Genomic DNA, 19,257 nt, shown 5'->3' on the forward strand with positions numbered 1-19,257 from the left:
TAGGCTATAATCTCGCTGACTCCGTCGTAAATTGTTCTTTAGTTCTTTTTTCATAATAAGCTGAGTTAGATGTCAACTTATTTCAGGACGGGACAAGGTTAATAAAAAAGTCCTTGTCCCCGCAAGGACTTTTTTATTTCTAACTTATAACTATCTTTAGGACAAATATTGTAGCAATAATATGACAACTAGAATTTTTTAGAGCGCTAGTTGTTTATTAGCTTTGTCCAAATGAAACAGTTAATCATATTTATTTTGATTTTTCACTATTCCCTTACGGCGACTAGTGCGACTGTTTATTTTCATTTTTGTCACGGAGAGACACAATCCATTTCTCTTAATAAAAAAGAAGCATCACATACAGAATGTGCATTTTGCACAAAAAATGATAGCTGTCACAAAATCTCAACAGAAGAAAAACATACCTCCACCGAGGATAATAAATGTAAAAATGTTTCAGTTGACTTAAAAAACGTGGACGACAATCATTTTTCATCTGATAGTGCTAAAGTTTATCCCGTGATTAGTCCTGCAATACTTGTTTTGAATTGGATCATACTGAATCAAAATTATTTTGAAAGCATTGCAAATTCGACATGTATTTTCCCCTCCAATAAGCCAATATCCGATTCGGATATATCTCCTTATTTATTCAATTGTAACTTCAGAATCTGATTTTTTAAAAATTTTATTGATCTCTTAGAGATGTTCTAAAGTGAACTTTATCCTGTATGGATAAAGTAAGCTACTATTTAATCTTTTTTTTAAAAATCATGAAACAAATATTAAAATACGCACTTATACCCTTATTTTTTCTTCTATCAAATTCATTAAAAGCAGAGTTTCACTTTGCAAAACAAGATAGTACAACGACATTACACGTAGCAGGTAACTGTGGCATGTGTAAAAAGCGTATTGAAAAGGCAGCCAAAATTTCTGGTGTTGCTTCGGCAATTTGGAACGAGGACACTCAAAAATTGGCATTAACTTACAACAGTAATAAATCGACATTAGAAGTTATTAAAAAAAGTATCGCAGATGTGGGGCATGATGTGGAAAATGTCCGTGGGAATGACAAAGCATACCAAGAGCTCCATGAATGTTGTTTGTATCCAAGACTTGAAAATGCAACAGTTTCTCCTGCATCCACAGTTTCTAGCACTAATCTAAATACAACAACTGCTATTGACAGCACCGCAAAACTTCAAGTTGCTGGAAATTGTGCTTTGTGTAAAAAACGAATAGAGACCGCAGCATCTATCAATGGTGTTACTTCAGCAATATGGAGCGTGGATACGAAAGAACTCATACTGAAATACAATGCTCAAAAAGCCCCTTTAGAAACAATTAAAAAAGGTATAGCTGCAGTTGGACACGATGTAGATAATCTTCGTGCAGATGATAAAGTATATGAACAATTACACGAATGTTGTTTATATCCCAGGATGGAGAATGGAAATCTAATAGAAGCAACAGCTAAAAAAACTGATTCTCATGACCACAACCATATTGTAACCGGTGTTGTTGTGGAAGAGAATGAAAAAGGTGATCTAAATCCTATTGTCGGTGTTAATATTCATTGGTTAGAAGATAAAAGTAAAAATGTAAGAACAAATGAAAATGGGGTTTTCAAATTACAACATCATGGAAACTTCAAACAAATCGTTGTTAGTTTCGCTGGTATGCAATCAGATACCATTACTGTAAAAGACTTACATGAGGTCGTGATGATCAATGCTAAAAGCAATGTGTTAGCAGAAGTAGTCGTAACAGGTAGCAGAAGATCAAACTTTATCAATCGGATGAACCCAGCTCGAGTAGAGGTACTAACGACCAAAGAATTATTTAAAGCTGCATGTTGTGACTTAAGTGAAAGTTTTGAGACAAATGCCTCTGTCGATGTTGTCAGCAATGATGCTGTAACAGGCTCAAAGCAAATTCAAATGCTTGGATTAAGTGGTATTTATACACAACTTACGGTCGAGAATTTACCAGGTCCCCGTGGCCTTGCAGCCCCGCTTGGTCTCAATTCTATATCTGGAAGTTGGATTGAGTCTATTCAAATAGCAAAAGGTATTGGTTCTGTGGCTAATGGTTATGAAAACATGGCTGGACAAATCAATGTGGAACTTAAAAAACCTCAAAATTCGGACAGACTGTATTTCAATGCTTATGCAAATAATATGGGCAGAACAGATGTGAACTTAAATTTAGCAAAAAAGATCAATAACAATTGGTCAACCTCTTTTCTATTACATGATAATTTCATGTATAATAAGAAGATGAATTTTAGTGGCAATGGATTTCGTGATATACCGGTAGGAAATCTTTTTTCAGGAGTTAATCGCTGGAATTATGAAAACGGAAAAGGATTAATTGCTCAATTTGGAATCAAATATTTAAATGATGATCGTACAGGTGGGCAAACGGATTTTAACAAGAAAACAGATAAAGGAACAACAAACAGATACGGTTTAGGATTTGATATTGAAAGAATCGAAGGTTTTGCTAAAATTGGTTATGTATTTCCAGAAAATAGACATCGCAGTATCGGTTTACAACTTGCTGGATCCAATTATAATCAAAAAAGTTATTTTGGTTTAAAAAATTATAATGGAGAACAGCAAAACGGATATGCTAACTTAATATTCCAAGATGTCCTTGGAACTGTAGCGCACAAATACCGTGTAGGAGCTTCTGTAAATTATGATAACTATGATGAGCTATATTTAGCTATTCAGAATTTCAAAAGAAAAGAAACGGTTTCCGGTGCTTTTGTAGAATATACGTTTAGTCCAAATGAAAAGTTTGATGCAGTTGTTGGTTTAAGACAAGATTACAACTCGCTATATGGCTGGTTCACTACACCTCGCTTAAATCTAAGATATACACCTTTTAGTGGTAACACATTGCGTTTAAGTGCTGGTAGAGGACAACGAACAGCGAATATCATTGCCGAAAACATGTCTGCTTTAGCAAGTAGCCGTACCTTGATCATCAAATCTCCAAATAATTTTAAAAACGCATATGGTTTACAACCAGAAGTGTCGTGGAATACTGGATTTACAATCGATCAAAGTTTCAGATTATTCAATAGAGAAGCAACAGCATCAGTTGAATTGTTTAGAAATAGTTTCGATAACCAAGTCGTGGTGGATTATGAAAACCCAAGAGAAATCTCCTTTTATAACTTAAATGGTAAATCATATTCTAATAGTATTCAAGCAGAATTACGATTCTCTCCTTTACCTCGTCTAGAAACTAGGCTTGCATATCGCTTGTTAGATGTTCAAACTGATTTTGAAAGTGGTAGAAAAAGTAAACCATTATTGGCTAAACATAGAGGATTTACCAATCTAGCGTATTCACTTCCGTCAGGATGGAGTTTTGATTACACCTTAAACATCGTAGGAGATAAAAGAATCCCATCGACAATTGAAAACCCGATTGAATATCAGGTAGCAACAAAATCAAATGCCTATGTAACGATGAATGCACAAGTAAGTAAAGATTTTGGTAAACACAAAAATTTCACCATATATGTAGGTGGTGAAAATTTAACAAACTATTTTCAACATAATCCTATCTTAGGGGCAGATGATCCATTTGGATCTTATTTTGACACCTCACTTTTATGGGGCCCATTAACAGGTAGAATGTTCTATACTGGGGTAAGATTTCATATCAACTAATATAAAAAGGGACCATTTTTTAAATGGTCCCTTTTTATATTAGTTTTTTTAATTCCTGATAAAGCCGAGCTGTTGGCAAGCCAACCACATTCGTATATTCTCCCTTTATACTTTTAATGCCCATACGTCCTATCCATTCTTGTATACCATATGAGCCCGCTTTGTCATAAGGCTCATATTTATCGATGTAATAAGTAATTTCTTCATCACTTAATGGATAAAATTCTACTTCAGTTGATTCCGAAAAAGTGGTTAATTTTTCATTATTCAAAATGCAGACAGCAGTAATCACTTCATGAATATTTCCGGACATCATTTTCAATACTTGAAATGCTTCATTTCTACTTTTAGGTTTCCCTAATATATCCTGTCCTGACGTAACTACAATAGTATCTGCTGTAATAACCCATGCATCAATAAAATCATTACCAAAAGCTTCTGCTTTCTTTTGTGCAATTGCACAGACCACATCTCTAGCTTTTAATTTAGAGTCTACAACTTCATCCGTTTCGCGAACAATTACCTCAAACTCTAAACCTAATTCCTTTAATAATTGGCTTCTTCTAGGTGATTGAGAACCCAATATTATTTGTTTATATTCTAAATTTATCATTACTTAATTACTTTTGACAGTAGTATCAACTTGCCATTTTCCTTGTATTTTCATTACCTTTTCCATGACATCTCGAACTGCTCCATGGCCCCCAGATTTTGGAGAAATATAGTGGCAAATAGCTTTAATCTCTTCTACAGCATCAGCTGGGCACGCCGCTAATCCTGCAAGTTGCATGCATTCGAGATCTGGTATATCATCGCCCATATAAAGAATATCATCAAATGTCAATTCATAAGAAATCAAAATATCCTTCAACTTTTCAATTTTATTAGCAATTCCTGAATGAATTTCTTGAATCCCAAGGCCTGCCAGTCTTTTCACAACTCCAGTAGAATTGCCCCCTGTAATAATGATAATTGGATAATCACGTTTAACAGCTAGTTGCATGACATAACCATCCTTAATATTAAAAGTACGCATCTGATGTCCAGATTCGTTTACAAGTACGCGACCATCTGTCAATACTCCATCCACATCCAACACAAAAGCTTTCACCCTTTTTAGATTATCAAAAATCATAAGTTCTTTTTTTTCAAAAATAAGTAATATATATCTTGAAAACACTATAGATAAAGCTGATTTTTTCTTGATAAAAAGACAAGTAATTATCACAATTAGACAAAAAATCATATTAATGTCATAACACTTGTTGTGCTAACAACTTTATCAAAAAAACATTTGGAAGAAACAGCTATTTAGGTGTATCTTTGTAGAAGATAATTAGGGTTATCTATTACAAAAAACTAATGTTGCATGTCATCAACAAATATTTCAAATGACATTCATATAACATTAAATCAAATGTTTATCATTAGTTTTGTAGTATCAAATCATCAGTTAAAGATGATGATTTATTTAAAATGTCTTTTCATAATTTAGGTTTATAATTGGTTAGTAACAAACCCTGATGCCCATCATCAGGGTTTTGTTTTTTAAACAACTAGCAGTCAAAAAAATAGCTGCAAACAAATTGTTTACAGCTATCATTATAAAAATATATTTTTATTTAAGTGGTAGTGATTTGATATCAATCTTTGGCTTTTGGCTTGTAGACTTTCTACTAAACTTAGTACCAGCAGGCACATATTTATTAAAAAAACCAAAATTTTTCAAGTAAAATCCTTCTTCATTTACCCCCCCAGAATAGTCCATACGGTAGCCTTTTCGTCCTGTGTTATCAACGGTAAATCTACCATCAGTACATGAATACCAATTACCTTGGTTATCAACCACCCATTGATTAGAAAAGTGTACTTCTCTTTGATAAATACCTTGTTCAGGACTGAAGTTTTCTAGGAATGAATGAAATCCCGTTAAATATTGACTTGTTTGTGGACGTTCAAATTCGGCAATAATCTGCCACTCTCCTACTTCTGGAGCATAAAACCAGGCGGTATATGCAGTATAGTTATTTTCTATAGGTCTTCCGCGTAACAAGAATTTATATGTATTGCCAGCTACCCAGTTAAATTTCAAATAACTTTGTCCACCGGAGCCTTCATTACCAAATTCACCAGTATGGACGGATTTTCCTTTAGTTTTGAGTATGATTTTATGATCATCAGGTATTTCTTTAGGATCATCAGTTGTGAAAGGGCTCCAGACAGAAAATAAGATCCGACGTTCGGTACTACTATTAACTTGCATACCAAAATAACCGACATTAAATCCATTAGACATAAAATATGAACCTTCAATATCATTACCTTTAGGAACAGTAACTTCATTATAATAATATTCTATTTGTTTATCTTTTGGTTGTTCATACCCCATATGCGTGGATGGACCTCTTCTGCCCCAATAAAAAAAGTTATCCTCATTGTTTCTAACAAAATTCATACGGTCTTCTGAAGCAGTACCTGTCAAGACATAACCATCTATAGTTGGATACAACGAAGCAACAGAATTTGGTTTTAGTTCCATCGCATAGTACCCAGTATCTGCAATGGTAAAATCAGCAATAGCTATTAACCCTTTTTGATTTGGTTTGATATTAATATGAACACTTTTACCTGCTAATGTAAAAATGAATTCACCTCCCTCATTAGCTGCGGCTACTTGAACAGCAACATCGACATGACCGGTTTTACCGAAACGAACAAATGTTTTGACCGAACTGTTTTTATCTTTCCATTTTTCAATCTTTCCATTTTTCACGATCGATTCTTTGTAGTTGTTTTTTGGGTATTCCCAACTATTACCACCTATGGGTATAAAATTCTGCTTTTTTACAGGAGTTGTCTGTGCATATACAGAGGCTAAATTTAAAAAGAGAAATAGAATTAATAACTTTTTCATTGATTTCATGTCTATAATAATTAATTATAGCATTAAATATACTGATAGGAATAAGAAAATCGAACTGTCAAAAACGCGTAGAAAAAAAACAACCGATTGCAATATAACTGCAATCGGTTGTTAAATCGTATAAAAAAACTGTTACATCAGAGTTTAATCCTTCTGAGGTCCTCTAGTATCATGACCTGGCTTGGAAATAGAAGATCGCATGTCTGTATCTGCTTGAATATTCTGCATCTTATAATAATCCATTACACCTAAATTTCCATTTCTAAAAGCTTCTGCCATCGCCAATGGTAACTGTGCTTCTGCCTCAATAACTTTTGCTCTTGCTTCCTGCGCCTTAGCACGCATCTCTTGTTCATTGGCGACAGCCATTGCCCTGCGCTCTTCAGCCCTTGCATTGGCAACTTTTAAATCTGCTTCAGCTTGATCAGTTTGTAATTTTGCACCTACGTTTTCACCGATATCGATATCTGCAATATCAATAGATAATATTTCAAAAGCCGTTCCGCTATCCAGTCCTTTTGAAAGTACTGTTTTAGATATACGATCTGGATTTTCAAGTACCTGCTTATGACTTTCTGAAGATCCAATAGTGGTAACAATCCCCTCACCTACGCGGGCTAAGATAGTCTCTTCACCTGCTCCTCCGACCAATTGATTGATATTAGCCCGCACTGTAACTCTTGCCTTTGCTATTAATTGAATACCATCTTTTGCAACAGCTGCTACTGGGGGTGTATTGATTACTTGTGGATTAACGGACAATTGAACAGCATCAAATACATCACGACCTGCCAAATCAATAGCGGTAGCGAGCTTGAAGCTCAGCGGGATATTAGCTTTATCGGCAGATATCAGAGCTTTAATCACTCTATTGACGTTTCCACCAGCTAAATAATGAGTTTCAATTTCATTAGATGTAATATTTAATCCCGCTTTTGTCGAGATTATCATCGCATTTGTCACCAAAGATGGAGGTACTTTACGCAATCTCATCAATACCAAATTCAATAAACTAATTTTCACATTAGAAAGCTGGGCGGTAAACCAAAGATTGACAGGTAATAAGTAAAGCAAAAGAAATAAGGCCACGATACAGCCTACAATCATTAAAGCAAGGGAAAAATTCGGATCCATTTGATTAGATTAATTAAATAGTAATTTTCTTAAAGATATTAAATAATGTCCAAAATAGTACTATAATAAGTTGAAAAATGAAGATAAATAATCAAAAAGCAATAAATTTTAACGTCAATATCACAAACATTTACCTGAAAAATTAACATTAAAAACTAACACTACTTAGTCATTTTTTACTACTTTTACTAATCATTTTTTTATCATTTTAATTATTGAGATTTCAATAATTAAAATGATAAAAAATGCTACGTATTAGGAAAATATAAAGTATTCTAAAAAAGAATACTTCAAAACTAGCATGTAAAAATCAAACAATAATTACCTCTTCTCTAATATCAATTAGAGATTTATTTAACGCATTTTCAACATTTTAATCGCTTTACTAGAATGAAAAAGCTACGTTTTCAACAACAACTTATCATTGGAATTATATTTTCATTTCTCATCATATTATCAGCGTCAATATTTCTTTTTATCCAACTGGAAAAAAACACGTCTTACGAACGAGATGTTATTCAAAATGCTGAGGTCAAATTTGATCTTATTGATAAGGTCAAAAACAGTGTTGCTAAAGTCAATCATGCAAAACTTGAATACCATACTGAAGAAAAAGAAAGTGCACTGACACCTTATTTAAATGAAATCAATGTACCCCTAGACATTATAAAAAACTTAAGCAAAAAAGACAAATACTTTATTTTTGATAGCAATAAATTAAATAATCTAAAAAATTCACTTTTGGAATTTTACGATTTCGATCGTGATATTGAGCTTACTAAAAAGAACAGGTATCATGTCTTAAATATCAACAACAAGCGATCAGATATTCAAAATCAAATATCCATAATTTCTAAAGAGCTGATTGATAAAAGAAAAGAATTAATACAAAAATCAACAGATCGATTAGAAAAGATCATGTTTATTACCTACTTTTTGATCTTCATTGGCCTTGCGATTATGATCTATATTTTCATTGTCGTACTGAATGTTTTTAAGACTTTAAAAAAGAGCAACGTAGATCAAAAAGAATCAAATGCTGCATTATTAAAACTTTCAGCTGAAGTCGAAAAAAGTAATACTATCTTAAACAACATTAATACATTAGACGAAGATTTAAGGGGTGATTATAATGAAAAAGAGATCGCGACTATTGGTTTAAATAACATTTGTAGAACGACTAACGCATTAGCAGGAACTATATATGTAAAAAAAGAAAACAGTACCAATTTCTATCTTTTAGCAAAAAAAGGGATCCCAGCAGAGGTTAATATAAAAAACATGATCTTACAAGGTGATGGCATTTTAAGCGATGTCATGACCGATAAAAAATTGCAGATAATTCGTGATGTTAGTGCTGATAAATACCAAGTTTCATCTTCTTTAATCAATAAATTTGAAACAATCTTATATCTTATCCCTGTCGTATATGAAAATGAATCCATCGGCATCATCGAGTTAATCTGTCAAATAGATAACAAAAATGAACAACAACATATCGAGTATCTAAATAGTGTAAGCAAAATACTCGCCATCAGTCTAACAGTGGCACAAGCGCATACTAAAATGGCCGAGCTCTACGAAGAATTACAACAACAGACTGAAGAGTTAGAAGCCCAACAAGAGGAATTAAGAACGACAAATGAAGAACTCGGTTACAAAACAAACTTACTAGAAGCATCAGAAGAAGAACTCAGAGTACAACAAGAAGAGTTAGTGCAAACAAATAACGAATTGGATGAAAAAGCGAAATTACTCCAAGAACAAAATAATGAATTGGAGAAAGCAAAAGACAATATCGCTTTAAAAATTAGGGAAGTCGAACTAGCATCCAATTACAAGTCCGAATTTATGGCAAACATGAGCCATGAGCTCCGTACCCCACTAAATAGTATTTTGATTTTAGCCAAATTGTTGCAAGATAATAAACACGAAAATCTAACAACTGAGCAGATCAAGTACTCCAATGTAATTCACAATGCAGGAACAGATCTTCTTCATCTCATTAACGACCTCTTAGATTTAGCAAAAATAGAGTCCGGAAAAGTAGAATTATCTCAAGAAAACATAGATACTAAAGATTTGATCGATTATATCGAAGCGTTCTTTAAAAATACAGCAGAAGATAAAAAAATCAATTTCAAAATAAAAAGCTCTTCCAATGTACCCATTCATTTTTTTTCCGATGAATATCGGATACAACAAATTTTGAAAAATCTGCTTTCTAATGCTTTCAAATTTACCCATGCAAATGGAGAGGTTGCATTGGAAATTGACTTGACTAAAGATGACAACCTTTCTTTTAAAGTTACAGATACAGGTATTGGTATTGCTGCTGATAAACAAAAGTTAATATTCGAAGCATTTAAACAAGAAGATGGGTCCACGAGCCGCAAATATGGCGGTACAGGATTAGGATTGTCAATTTGTAGAGAAACAGCAAAATTATTAGGTGGAAAAATTTCGTTAACAAGTAAAGTTGGAGCTGGTAGCTCTTTCACTTTTACTCTACCGTTAAGTGAATCAGCAGGTATCGCAAAAATGCAGGAAATTACGAAAGAGGATATTCAGGAAATTACACATATTTCCACTCCTTCAATAATTACTGAAAATGAATTAGCCAATATTAATAATGAAAATTCAAATACATTACTCATTATTGAAGATGATCTGATATTCGCCGAAATATTAAAAGATTATGCCGAAGCGCACCATTACCAGGTCATAGTAGCTCATGATGGAGAAGAGGGATTAGAAAAAGCATTTTTTCTAAAACCAAAAGCGATCATTTTAGATATTATGCTACCCAAAATAGATGGTTGGAATGTACTTAAATCTCTAAAGGCCAATCCGAATACATCTTCCATTCCCGTACATATGATGTCTGCTGGTACATATTTGGCAAATGAACCTATTATTGCTGGAGCAATTGGATTTATGGCTAAGCCCGTATCTGAAGAAACATTAGAAAAAACATTTAAAAAAATTCAAGCGATGCTTGAAAACTCGGTAAAAAAAGTTTTATTAATTGAGGATCAACATATTCAAAGTGACTTTATAAAACATGGGCTCAAAGAAGAAAAGATAATAGTTGATCAAGCTTACGACGCTAACAAAGCACTTGAGCTATTAGCAAATAAAGCGAATAAATATGACTGTATAATTTTAGATCTAAATCTTCCAGATAAATCAGGTGTTGAATTACTAGATGAAATAAAATCAGATGATAGGTATAGGGAAACACCAATTATTATCAATACTGCAATGGAATTGACCTCCGAACAAACTGCCAGAATTTTGAAACATTCACAAGCTATGGTTCTTAAATCGGCTAAATCTAATGATCGCCTCATCGATGAAGTTCGCTTATTCCTGAATAAAATCAATCAAGAACCAGAAGATAAAAGTCGTATTACGAATAAAACAAAAGATTTTAAGCTTGAAAAAACTCTAGAAAATAAAACTATTCTATTGGCAGACGATGATATGAGGAATATTTTTGCTTTGACTAGTGCATTTGAAAGTTATAATATTCAAGTAGAAATTGCCAACAACGGGCAAGAAGCCTTAGATATCCTTAACGGAGATAATACAATTGATCTGGTACTTATGGACATCATGATGCCCGTAATGGATGGTTATGAAGCTATTGGGCATATTCGTAAAAATAGAAAATATCTTGATTTACCTATTATTGCTATTACGGCCAAAGCAATGAAAGGAGATAAAGAAAAAGCAATTGAAGCTGGAGCTAATGACTATGTCAGTAAGCCAATTGATATTGATAAATTAATTTCATTGATCCGTGTTTGGGTTAGTTAAATAAATGAGATATGCTAAATTTTACCGAATTAGACGAAATTATAGAAATCATTAAGAACTTTCACGATTTGGATATATCTGGATATTCCAAAGCATCTTTAAAAAGACGAATAACTAGAATTATGGATATTAATAAGCTTGATCTTGTCGGTTTAAAATCAAATTTGATTAATCAAGAAGGCTTTCTGAATTACTTTATACCAGAAATGACGGTTAATGTTACAGAGATGTTTCGCGATCCAGAATTTTATATTGCCCTAAAGACGAAGCTATTTCCATACCTAGAGACTTATCCGCACATCAAGATTTGGAGTGCAGGATGTTCTACAGGAGAAGAAGTTTACTCACTAGCTATTTTATTGAAAGAATCAAAATTACTGAGTCGATCTTTTATATATGGAACTGATATCAATCACCTTGTGATAGAGAAAGCTAAGCAAGGTATTTATAGCTTAACAAAATTAAAAGAGTATTCTGAAAACTTCATCAAAACAAAAGCTGAACATTCATTATCAGAATATTATACCGCCATGTACGATGCCGCAACCATTCAAAATGATTTAAAGAAACACCTTTTATTTTCTATTCATAATCTTATTACAGATGGTGTTTTCAATGAATTTCAAGTCATTACCTGCCGCAACGTATTAATATATTTTGATATAACATTGCAAGAAAAAGTATTCGATCTATTTTATGACTCGCTTTGTAAATTAGGATTTCTCTGTTTGGGTTCAAAAGAATCATTGATAAACTATAAGCGTGCACATCTATTTAAATTAATTGATAAAAAAAACAATATTTATCAGAAAATAGCGTAATGAAAACATCATGAATACAATACTCATGACTGCTGCATCACTTATAAAAACAGTTTAACCTGATGAAAAAGGGAAAAAAAATATTACTATTAGGAGGTTCTGCAGGTGGCTTTGGAGTGATCTTAAATTTATTAAAAACAATACCAAAAGACTTTCCTATCCCAATACTTGTAATTGTCCACCGAAACCCAAAGTTCGAATCTAATTTTGAATCTGTTTTAAAAAACACTTTTGCCATACCAATAAAATCAGCAGAGGACAAAGAAACAATTGAGGGTGGAAAAGTTTACTTTGCTCCTCCAGGCTATCATTTATTAATTGAACCAGATTTCAAACTTGCATTGGATAATTCTGAGCCAGTCCAATTCTCAAGACCTTCCATAGATGTTACAATGGAATCTGCTTCTGAAATTTATAAAGAAAACTGCATTGCTATACTATTTTCTGGAGCTAATCAAGATGGAGCAAAAGGCTTATTAGCAATTAAAAATAATGGTGGAATTTGTGTTGTACAGCATCCAGATTCTGCCGAAGTTGCAACAATGCCTCAAGCAGCAATCGATATAAATGCGCAGCATCATATTTATACAACAGAAGAAATTGTCAAGTACATTCATCAATTAAATTGATTAATAAATGAAAAACATAAACTTATTAATAGTTGATGATAAAATCGAAAATATCATTAGTTTAACAGCACTTTTAAATGATATCGAAAATATCAATATCATAAGTAGTCAGGATCCTAATGAAGCCCTTCGCTTATGTTATAAACAAAATATCGATATTGCTTTAGTGGATGTACAAATGCCCGAAATAAACGGTTTTGAATTTGTATCGCTCATCAAACATAACCCCAAGACCAGTCACATCATTGCGATTATGGTCACAGCAATCTCCAAAGAGGAAAAATATCTCATCCAAGGATTGAATAGCGGTGCAGTAGATTATCTATATAAACCATTAAGCCCAGAAATAACAATTGCTAAAGTAAAATCTTTCGTACAGCAAGTACAAACTCAAAATGAAATCAAAGAGAAAAATAATGCTTTAGAGAAATCTAAAGAAGAATTGATACGAGCAAAAGAAGAAGCAGAATTAGCGCGAAAATCTAAAGAAACTTTTTTAGCCAATATGAGTCACGAAATACGCACCCCCATCAATGGGGTAATGGGTATTGCCCAAATGCTCAAAAACTCACCCCTATCTATAGAACAACAAGATTGGGTCAACAAACTAAACAGTGCCTCCCTCAACTTACTTAATATCGTTAATGATATTTTAGACTTGTCAAAATTTGATTCAGGCATGATGAAACTCGAACTCGAACCAACTTCAGTTCATGATATTACTGACGACTTAAAAAATCTATTTGTACACAAAGCAATTCACAAAGGATTAAATTTCTCCATCAAAATAGATGATAAAATTGATAGTTTCTTCTTAGCAGATCCACTAAGACTTAAACAGATTCTTACAAATTTCATATCAAATAGTTTCAAATTTACTGCTCATGGTCGTATTGATCTATGTATTAATCTAATTGGTAGCAGTGAATCCAAATTATATCTACAATTTATTGTTATGGATACCGGGATAGGAATACCAGAACAATCATTGGAAAAAATATTTTTTGCTTTTGAACAAGGAGAAGATGGGATCACCAAAAAATTTGGAGGAACAGGACTAGGCTTAGCTATTGTAAAAAAACTTGCCACATTACTGGGAGGAAAAGTGATCGCTTCGAGCGATTATGGAAAAGGTAGCACATTTACTTTTGAGTGCTGGTTTGATCGAACAACAGCGGTCAAAAAAACGAAACCCGAAAAAATATTATATTCAGAACTAAGCAGTTTTGACAATTTAAAAATTTTAGTTGCAGAAGATAATGAACTCAACAGTTTCATGTTGGCCAATATTCTAAGAACTTGGAATTGTCAGATTGAAACAGCAAGTAATGGGAAAATAGCATTAGAAAAAGTGGAAGAGAAAAAATTTGATATCATTTTTATGGATTCTCATATGCCTATTATGAGTGGTTTTGAAACGATTAGAAGAATAAGAGAACATACTAATCCTGATATTGCCAATATTCTTATCATATCGATTTCAGCATCTGTATTAGAGGCAGAGCAACAAGAAGCACTTGAGGCAGGTGCAAACAAAGTTATCGGAAAACCATTTGATCCAAACCATTTACATGCCATAATTGAAAAATTATTACGCAAAAGAAACAATTAAACGCAATATTTTGCCTATTTTTAGTAAAAAATATAATAACATAATGAAAAAATTATTTGTTTTACCAGTCATTGCTTTAGCAATATCTTTTGCTTCTTGCGGAGGCAATTCAACAACAAAAGAAAACAGTTCAACAGCTGAGCAAACCACTTCAGATGCTACAGTAGCAGAAACAATCCCTGGAATAGAAAATGTTGAACTTTCTAACACATTAGTATTAGAAGGTAATGATGCAATGAAATTTGACAAAAATTTATTCCGCGTTAAGGCAGGAGAAAGTGTAGAATTAACATTCAAAAATGCAGGTTCAATGCCAAAAGAATCAATGGGTCATAATGTCGTTATCTTAAAACCAGGAACTGACTTAGCTACATTTGGTGGTGAAGCGGCAGCAGCAAAAGCGGATGAATATGTACCAAAATCGGCATTATCATCTGTAATTGCGCATACTAAGTTATTAGGACCTGGTGAAACAGATAAAATTACTTTTACATTAGAAAAAGGAAATTATGATTTTATCTGTAGCTTCCCAGGACACTACGGTGTCATGCAAGGGAAAATTGTTGCAGAATAATCAATATGAAATATTACTTTAAGGCATTCCTAAAACAAGGGATGCCTTTTTTATGATGAAACCTTTTTTATTAAAATAATAAGAGGCCATTATTTCAAATTTATACATGTTTTTAACAAAAATAGGTTTCCTATAATGTTAATTATAACTAAATTTGCTAAAACATTTAAAACGTAATCGATGCAATACGACGTAATAGTAATTGGAAGTGGACCAGGCGGATATGTAGCAGCAATCCGTTGTGCACAATTAGGGTTAAAAACTGCTGTCATTGAGAAGTATAGCACTTTTGGAGGGACTTGTTTAAATGTAGGTTGTATTCCTTCAAAAGCTTTGTTAGATTCATCAGAACATTATCACAATGCTGCACATTCCTTCGAAGCACATGGTATCAGCTTAAGTAATTTAAAGGTTGATATGAAAAAAATGATTGCTCGCAAAGATGATGTTATCAATCAAAATACTGCAGGTATTACTTACCTTTTTAAAAAGAACAAAGTTGAAAGCTTTCAAGGAATTGGTTCCTTTGTAGATAAAAACACCATTAAAATTACAAAAGAAGATGGCACTTCTGAGCAGATCACAGGTAAAAATGTAATTATTGCTACAGGTTCAAAACCGACTTCTTTACCATTCTTACCGGTAGATAAAAAAAGGATCATTACTTCTACAGAAGCATTAAATCTGACAGAAATCCCTAAACACTTAATCGTTATTGGTGGTGGTGTTATTGGGCTTGAATTAGGTTCAGTTTACGCTCGTCTAGGTTCTAAAGTTTCTGTTGTAGAATTTGCAAAGTCGATCATCAATACGATGGATGGTGGCTTAGGAAAAGAATTACAGCGCGTTTTAAAAAAATCAGTTGGAATGGAATTCTATACTGGTCACAAAGTAACAGGCGCAACTTCGAAAGGTAAAACAGTTACTGTAACAGCTGAGAATCCAAAAGGAGAGATCATTTCTTTGGAAGGTGATTATTGTATAGTAGCAGTAGGACGTACAGCATATACTGAAAACCTAGGTTTAGAAAATATCGGTATTACTGTTGAAGAAAGAGGTAAAAAAATCACTGTAAATGATCATTTAGAAACAATTGTTCCAGGTGTATATGCAATTGGAGATGTTGTAACGGGTGCTATGCTTGCACATAAAGCGGAAGACGAGGGTATCTTCGTTGCAGAGAGAATCGTTGGTCAAAAACCACATATCGATTATAATTTGATTCCAGGTGTTGTATATACATGGCCTGAAGTTGCTTCAGTTGGTAAAACAGAAGAACAATTAAAAGAAGCTGGTGTAAAATATAAGACTGGATCTTTCTCATTTAAAGCTTCTGGCCGTGCTAAAGCTTCAATGGATACAGATGGATTTGTGAAAATATTAGCGGATGCTGAGACTGACGAAGTTATTGGTGTACATATGATCGGACCAAGAGCAGCAGATATGATCGCAGAAGCTGTAGTAGCGATGGAGTACCGTGCCTCAGCAGAAGACATTGGTCGCATTTGCCATGCTCACCCCACATACACAGAAGCAATAAAAGAAGCGGCATTGGCAGCCACTTCAAATAGAGCAATTCACGCTTAAAAAATATAAAAAGGGAAAATATTAATTTTCCCTTTTTTTAAGATCTTACTTCGCTTAAAAAAAATACATGAACTTCTATACAAGAAAATGGGTAAAACCGGAAGATCTAAATCCTAATGGTTCACTATTTGGAGGAACTCTGCTAAGATGGATCGACGAAGAAGCTGTTATATATGCTATCGTGCAACTTGCAAATTCATATGTAGTTACAAAATACATTTCTGAAATCAATTTTGTAAGCTCCGCACAACAAGGTGACATTATAGAACTAGGAATAGAAGCAATTAATTTTGGAACAACATCCATCACAATGCGCTGTGAGGTAAGAAACAAAATTACACGAAAAACCATACTCTCTATTGACAAATTAGTATTTGTCAATCTCAATAAAGAAGGAGTACCGACCCCACATGGAAGAACCGAAATTACTTATGCTTACGTAGGCATTGATAAAATAAAAAAGGATGATAGTTAACTATCATCCTTTTTTATTTTCTATTTCTTTTGACCCGTTATTATCTTTTTCACATCTAGCTCCACCCAAAAACCTACTATCGGGATTAATGAAGCCAATAAATAAACCAATGGACGTTTCCAGTTCCATTTATACTCCACGGTACACATAATTAACATAATAACAAAAATAACCACAAAAAATCCATGTATTGAACCAGCGATTTTTACCGCTTCGGGTGTTTCAAAAAAATACTTCAGCGGCATAGCAAAGAAAAACAAACAAATAGTTGAAATAGCTTCCCAAAGTGCAATTTGTCTAAAAATACGGAGCATAAAAACTTGATTTAAAAATGTGTAATCTCAAAAATAGAATTATTTAATGAGATGAATATTTTATAATTAATGGTTTGACCCTGCTTTGACATAATTAAAATTCTTATCGCATTTGTTTATTAGAATCTGCCAATTTAATGTCGATGTAATTTATAACATTCAGAAAAAATGCGTACTTTTGAACAAGCTTTGCTATTTTGAATATCTTGAAATTTTCAAAATAGATTGAGCATTCAACTACACAATAATTATTTTATGAATTACGACATCATTGTAATTGGTAGTGGTCCTGGTGGATATGTTGCTGCCATTAGAGCCTCACAATTAGGTTTCAAAACTGCTATCATCGAGCGCGAATCTTTAGGAGGTATTTGTCTAAATTGGGGCTGTATACCAACTAAAGCTCTATTAAAAAGTGCACAAGTTTTTGAATATTTAAATCATGCTGCTGAATATGGTATCAATGTACAAGGCGGTGAGCCTGACTTTGATGCAATAATTAAAAGAAGTCGTGGCGTAGCTGATGGAATGAGCAAAGGTATTCAATTCTTAATGAAGAAGAATAAAATTGACGTCATCAATGGTACTGCAAAGATCAAAACTGGTGGTAAAATCGATGTAAAAGCTGCAGACGGTTCTTCAAAAGAATATACAGCCAAACACACTATTTTAGCTACTGGAGCACGTTCACGTGAATTACCTAACTTGCCTCAAGATGGTAAAAAAATCATTGGATATAGACAGGCATTAGTTCTTCCAAAACAGCCAAAATCCCTTGTTATCGTTGGATCAGGAGCCATCGGAATCGAATTTGCGTATTTCTACAATGCAATTGGTACAAAAGTAACAGTTGTAGAATTCATGGACAGAATTGTTCCGGTTGAAGATGAAGAAATATCAAAACAATTAGAAAAAAGCTTAAAGAAACAAGGTATTAATATTTTAACTTCATCTGAAGTACAATCTGTTGACACTTCAGGTAATTTAAGCAAAGTAAATATTAAGTCCGCAAAAGGTATGGAAGTGATCGAAGCTGAAGTTGTATTATCAGCAGTAGGTATCATGCCAAATATTGAAAACTTAGGCCTTGAAGAAGTTGGCGTAAAAACAGATCGTGGTCGCGTTGTGGTTGACGATTATTATAAAACAAATATTGACGGCGTATATGCTATCGGTGATATTGTAAAAGGACAAGCTCTTGCACATGTGGCTTCTGCAGAAGGAATTTTATGTATCGAAGCTATCAAAGGTCTTCATGTAGAGCCAATAGACTATAATAACATCCCTGGATGTACTTATTGTTCCCCAGAAGTTGCTTCTGTAGGATATACTGAAAAAGCTGCTAAAGAAGCTGGTTACGAAGTAAAAGTTGGTAAATTCCCTTTCTCTGCTTCAGGTAAAGCGTCAGCTTCAGGAGCGAAAGATGGTTTTGTCAAAGTTATCTTTGATGCAAAATATGGTGAATTCTTAGGAGCACATATGATTGGTGCAAATGTTACTGAAATGATTGCTGAAATTGTTGTAGCAAGAAAATTAGAAACTACTGGTCATGAAATGATTAAAGCAATCCATCCTCATCCAACAATGAGTGAAGCGATCATGGAAGCTTGTGCTGATGCTTACGATGAAGTGATTCATTTATAACAACAGCTCTATACTAAAACAGGAAAAGGC

At 33.4% G+C, this 19,257-nt stretch carries 14 protein-coding genes; 9 read left to right on the forward strand and 5 right to left on the reverse strand.

What is annotated here, in order from left to right:
- The first annotated feature begins 773 nt into the window (after nt 1-773).
- Nucleotides 774-3,692: a TonB-dependent receptor domain-containing protein gene (locus C8N37_RS18855; protein ID WP_244914478.1), complete on the forward strand. Its 2,919-nt coding sequence runs from the start codon at nt 774-776 to the stop codon at nt 3,690-3,692.
- Between the two features lie 34 nt (nt 3,693-3,726).
- On the opposite strand, the gene C8N37_RS22980 is transcribed toward C8N37_RS18855, so the two are convergent.
- The 4 genes from C8N37_RS22980 to floA form a co-directional block, all read right to left on the reverse strand.
- Nucleotides 3,727-4,305 carry a Maf family protein gene (locus C8N37_RS22980; protein ID WP_147051555.1) on the reverse strand — a complete coding sequence of 193 codons (579 nt, stop codon included), beginning with the start codon at nt 4,303-4,305 and terminating at the stop codon, nt 3,727-3,729.
- A 3-nt stretch (nt 4,306-4,308) separates the two neighbouring features.
- Nucleotides 4,309-4,827, reverse strand: coding sequence for a KdsC family phosphatase (locus C8N37_RS22985; protein WP_147051554.1), 519 nt, complete (start codon nt 4,825-4,827; stop codon nt 4,309-4,311).
- Nucleotides 4,828-5,310: 483 nt separating this feature from the next.
- Entirely contained in the window at nt 5,311-6,606 is a 1,296-nt protein-coding gene (locus C8N37_RS18865) for a DUF3472 domain-containing protein (protein WP_108160531.1), read from the reverse strand.
- A 153-nt stretch (nt 6,607-6,759) separates the two neighbouring features.
- Nucleotides 6,760-7,749 (reverse strand): flotillin-like protein FloA, encoded by a 990-nt coding sequence (gene floA, locus C8N37_RS18870; RefSeq protein ID WP_108160390.1) that lies wholly within the window; start codon nt 7,747-7,749, stop codon nt 6,760-6,762.
- Nucleotides 7,750-8,139: 390 nt separating this feature from the next.
- Between floA and C8N37_RS18875 the strand changes: the two genes are divergently transcribed.
- The 7 genes from C8N37_RS18875 to C8N37_RS18905 all read left to right on the forward strand — a co-directional run bounded on the left by C8N37_RS18875 (nt 8,140) and on the right by C8N37_RS18905 (nt 17,269).
- Nucleotides 8,140-11,571, forward strand: coding sequence for a response regulator (locus C8N37_RS18875; protein WP_108160391.1), 3,432 nt, complete (start codon nt 8,140-8,142; stop codon nt 11,569-11,571).
- An 11-nt stretch (nt 11,572-11,582) separates the two neighbouring features.
- Nucleotides 11,583-12,392 (forward strand): CheR family methyltransferase, encoded by an 810-nt coding sequence (locus C8N37_RS18880; RefSeq protein WP_108160392.1) that lies wholly within the window; start codon nt 11,583-11,585, stop codon nt 12,390-12,392.
- 62 nt (nt 12,393-12,454) lie between these two features.
- On the forward strand, nt 12,455-13,021 hold the full coding sequence (locus tag C8N37_RS18885; protein WP_108160393.1) for a chemotaxis protein CheB: 567 nt from the start codon (nt 12,455-12,457) through the stop codon (nt 13,019-13,021).
- Between the two features lie 7 nt (nt 13,022-13,028).
- Nucleotides 13,029-14,633 carry a response regulator gene (locus C8N37_RS18890; RefSeq protein ID WP_108160394.1) on the forward strand — a complete coding sequence of 535 codons (1,605 nt, stop codon included), beginning with the start codon at nt 13,029-13,031 and terminating at the stop codon, nt 14,631-14,633.
- Entirely contained in the window at nt 14,602-15,207 is a 606-nt protein-coding gene (locus tag C8N37_RS18895; protein ID WP_244914479.1) for a plastocyanin/azurin family copper-binding protein, read from the forward strand. Before C8N37_RS18890 ends, C8N37_RS18895 begins: the two co-directional genes overlap by 32 nt.
- A gap of 180 nt (nt 15,208-15,387) precedes the next feature.
- Complete coding sequence (lpdA, locus tag C8N37_RS18900) at nt 15,388-16,794, forward strand: dihydrolipoyl dehydrogenase (protein ID WP_108160395.1); 1,407 nt, start codon at nt 15,388-15,390, stop codon at nt 16,792-16,794.
- Between the two features lie 67 nt (nt 16,795-16,861).
- Nucleotides 16,862-17,269 carry an acyl-CoA thioesterase gene (locus C8N37_RS18905; protein WP_108160396.1) on the forward strand — a complete coding sequence of 136 codons (408 nt, stop codon included), beginning with the start codon at nt 16,862-16,864 and terminating at the stop codon, nt 17,267-17,269.
- Between the two features lie 20 nt (nt 17,270-17,289).
- Here the strand turns inward: C8N37_RS18905 and C8N37_RS18910 are convergent, their stop codons facing one another.
- A complete protein-coding gene (locus C8N37_RS18910; RefSeq protein WP_108160397.1) occupies nt 17,290-17,583 on the reverse strand; it encodes a DUF3817 domain-containing protein in 294 nt (97 codons plus the stop codon).
- Between the two features lie 255 nt (nt 17,584-17,838).
- Between C8N37_RS18910 and lpdA (C8N37_RS18915) the strand changes: the two genes are divergently transcribed.
- A complete protein-coding gene (gene lpdA / locus C8N37_RS18915; protein ID WP_108160398.1) occupies nt 17,839-19,227 on the forward strand; it encodes a dihydrolipoyl dehydrogenase in 1,389 nt (462 codons plus the stop codon).
- Nucleotides 19,228-19,257 lie beyond the last annotated feature (30 nt).

This window comes from Sphingobacterium faecium, assembly GCF_003054045.1.
In the GTDB taxonomy this organism is placed as follows: Bacteria; Bacteroidota; Bacteroidia; order Sphingobacteriales; family Sphingobacteriaceae; genus Sphingobacterium; species Sphingobacterium faecium.

Excerpts from the sequence above, each read along its gene's own strand:
- C8N37_RS18855 (WP_244914478.1), top strand. The coding sequence starts at position 774 with ATGAAACAAATATTAAAATACGCACTTATACCCTTATTTTTTCTTCTA.
- C8N37_RS22980 (WP_147051555.1), bottom strand. The coding sequence starts at position 4,305 with ATGATAAATTTAGAATATAAACAAATAATATTGGGTTCTCAATCACCT.
- C8N37_RS22985 (WP_147051554.1), bottom strand. The coding sequence starts at position 4,827 with ATGATTTTTGATAATCTAAAAAGGGTGAAAGCTTTTGTGTTGGATGTG.
- C8N37_RS18865 (WP_108160531.1), bottom strand. The coding sequence starts at position 6,606 with ATGAAAAAGTTATTAATTCTATTTCTCTTTTTAAATTTAGCCTCTGTA.
- floA (WP_108160390.1), bottom strand. The coding sequence starts at position 7,749 with ATGGATCCGAATTTTTCCCTTGCTTTAATGATTGTAGGCTGTATCGTG.
- C8N37_RS18875 (WP_108160391.1), top strand. The coding sequence starts at position 8,140 with ATGAAAAAGCTACGTTTTCAACAACAACTTATCATTGGAATTATATTT.
- C8N37_RS18880 (WP_108160392.1), top strand. The coding sequence starts at position 11,583 with ATGCTAAATTTTACCGAATTAGACGAAATTATAGAAATCATTAAGAAC.
- C8N37_RS18885 (WP_108160393.1), top strand. The coding sequence starts at position 12,455 with ATGAAAAAGGGAAAAAAAATATTACTATTAGGAGGTTCTGCAGGTGGC.
- C8N37_RS18890 (WP_108160394.1), top strand. The coding sequence starts at position 13,029 with ATGAAAAACATAAACTTATTAATAGTTGATGATAAAATCGAAAATATC.
- lpdA (WP_108160395.1), top strand. The coding sequence starts at position 15,388 with ATGCAATACGACGTAATAGTAATTGGAAGTGGACCAGGCGGATATGTA.
- C8N37_RS18905 (WP_108160396.1), top strand. The coding sequence starts at position 16,862 with ATGAACTTCTATACAAGAAAATGGGTAAAACCGGAAGATCTAAATCCT.
- C8N37_RS18910 (WP_108160397.1), bottom strand. The coding sequence starts at position 17,583 with ATGCTCCGTATTTTTAGACAAATTGCACTTTGGGAAGCTATTTCAACT.
- lpdA (WP_108160398.1), top strand. The coding sequence starts at position 17,839 with ATGAATTACGACATCATTGTAATTGGTAGTGGTCCTGGTGGATATGTT.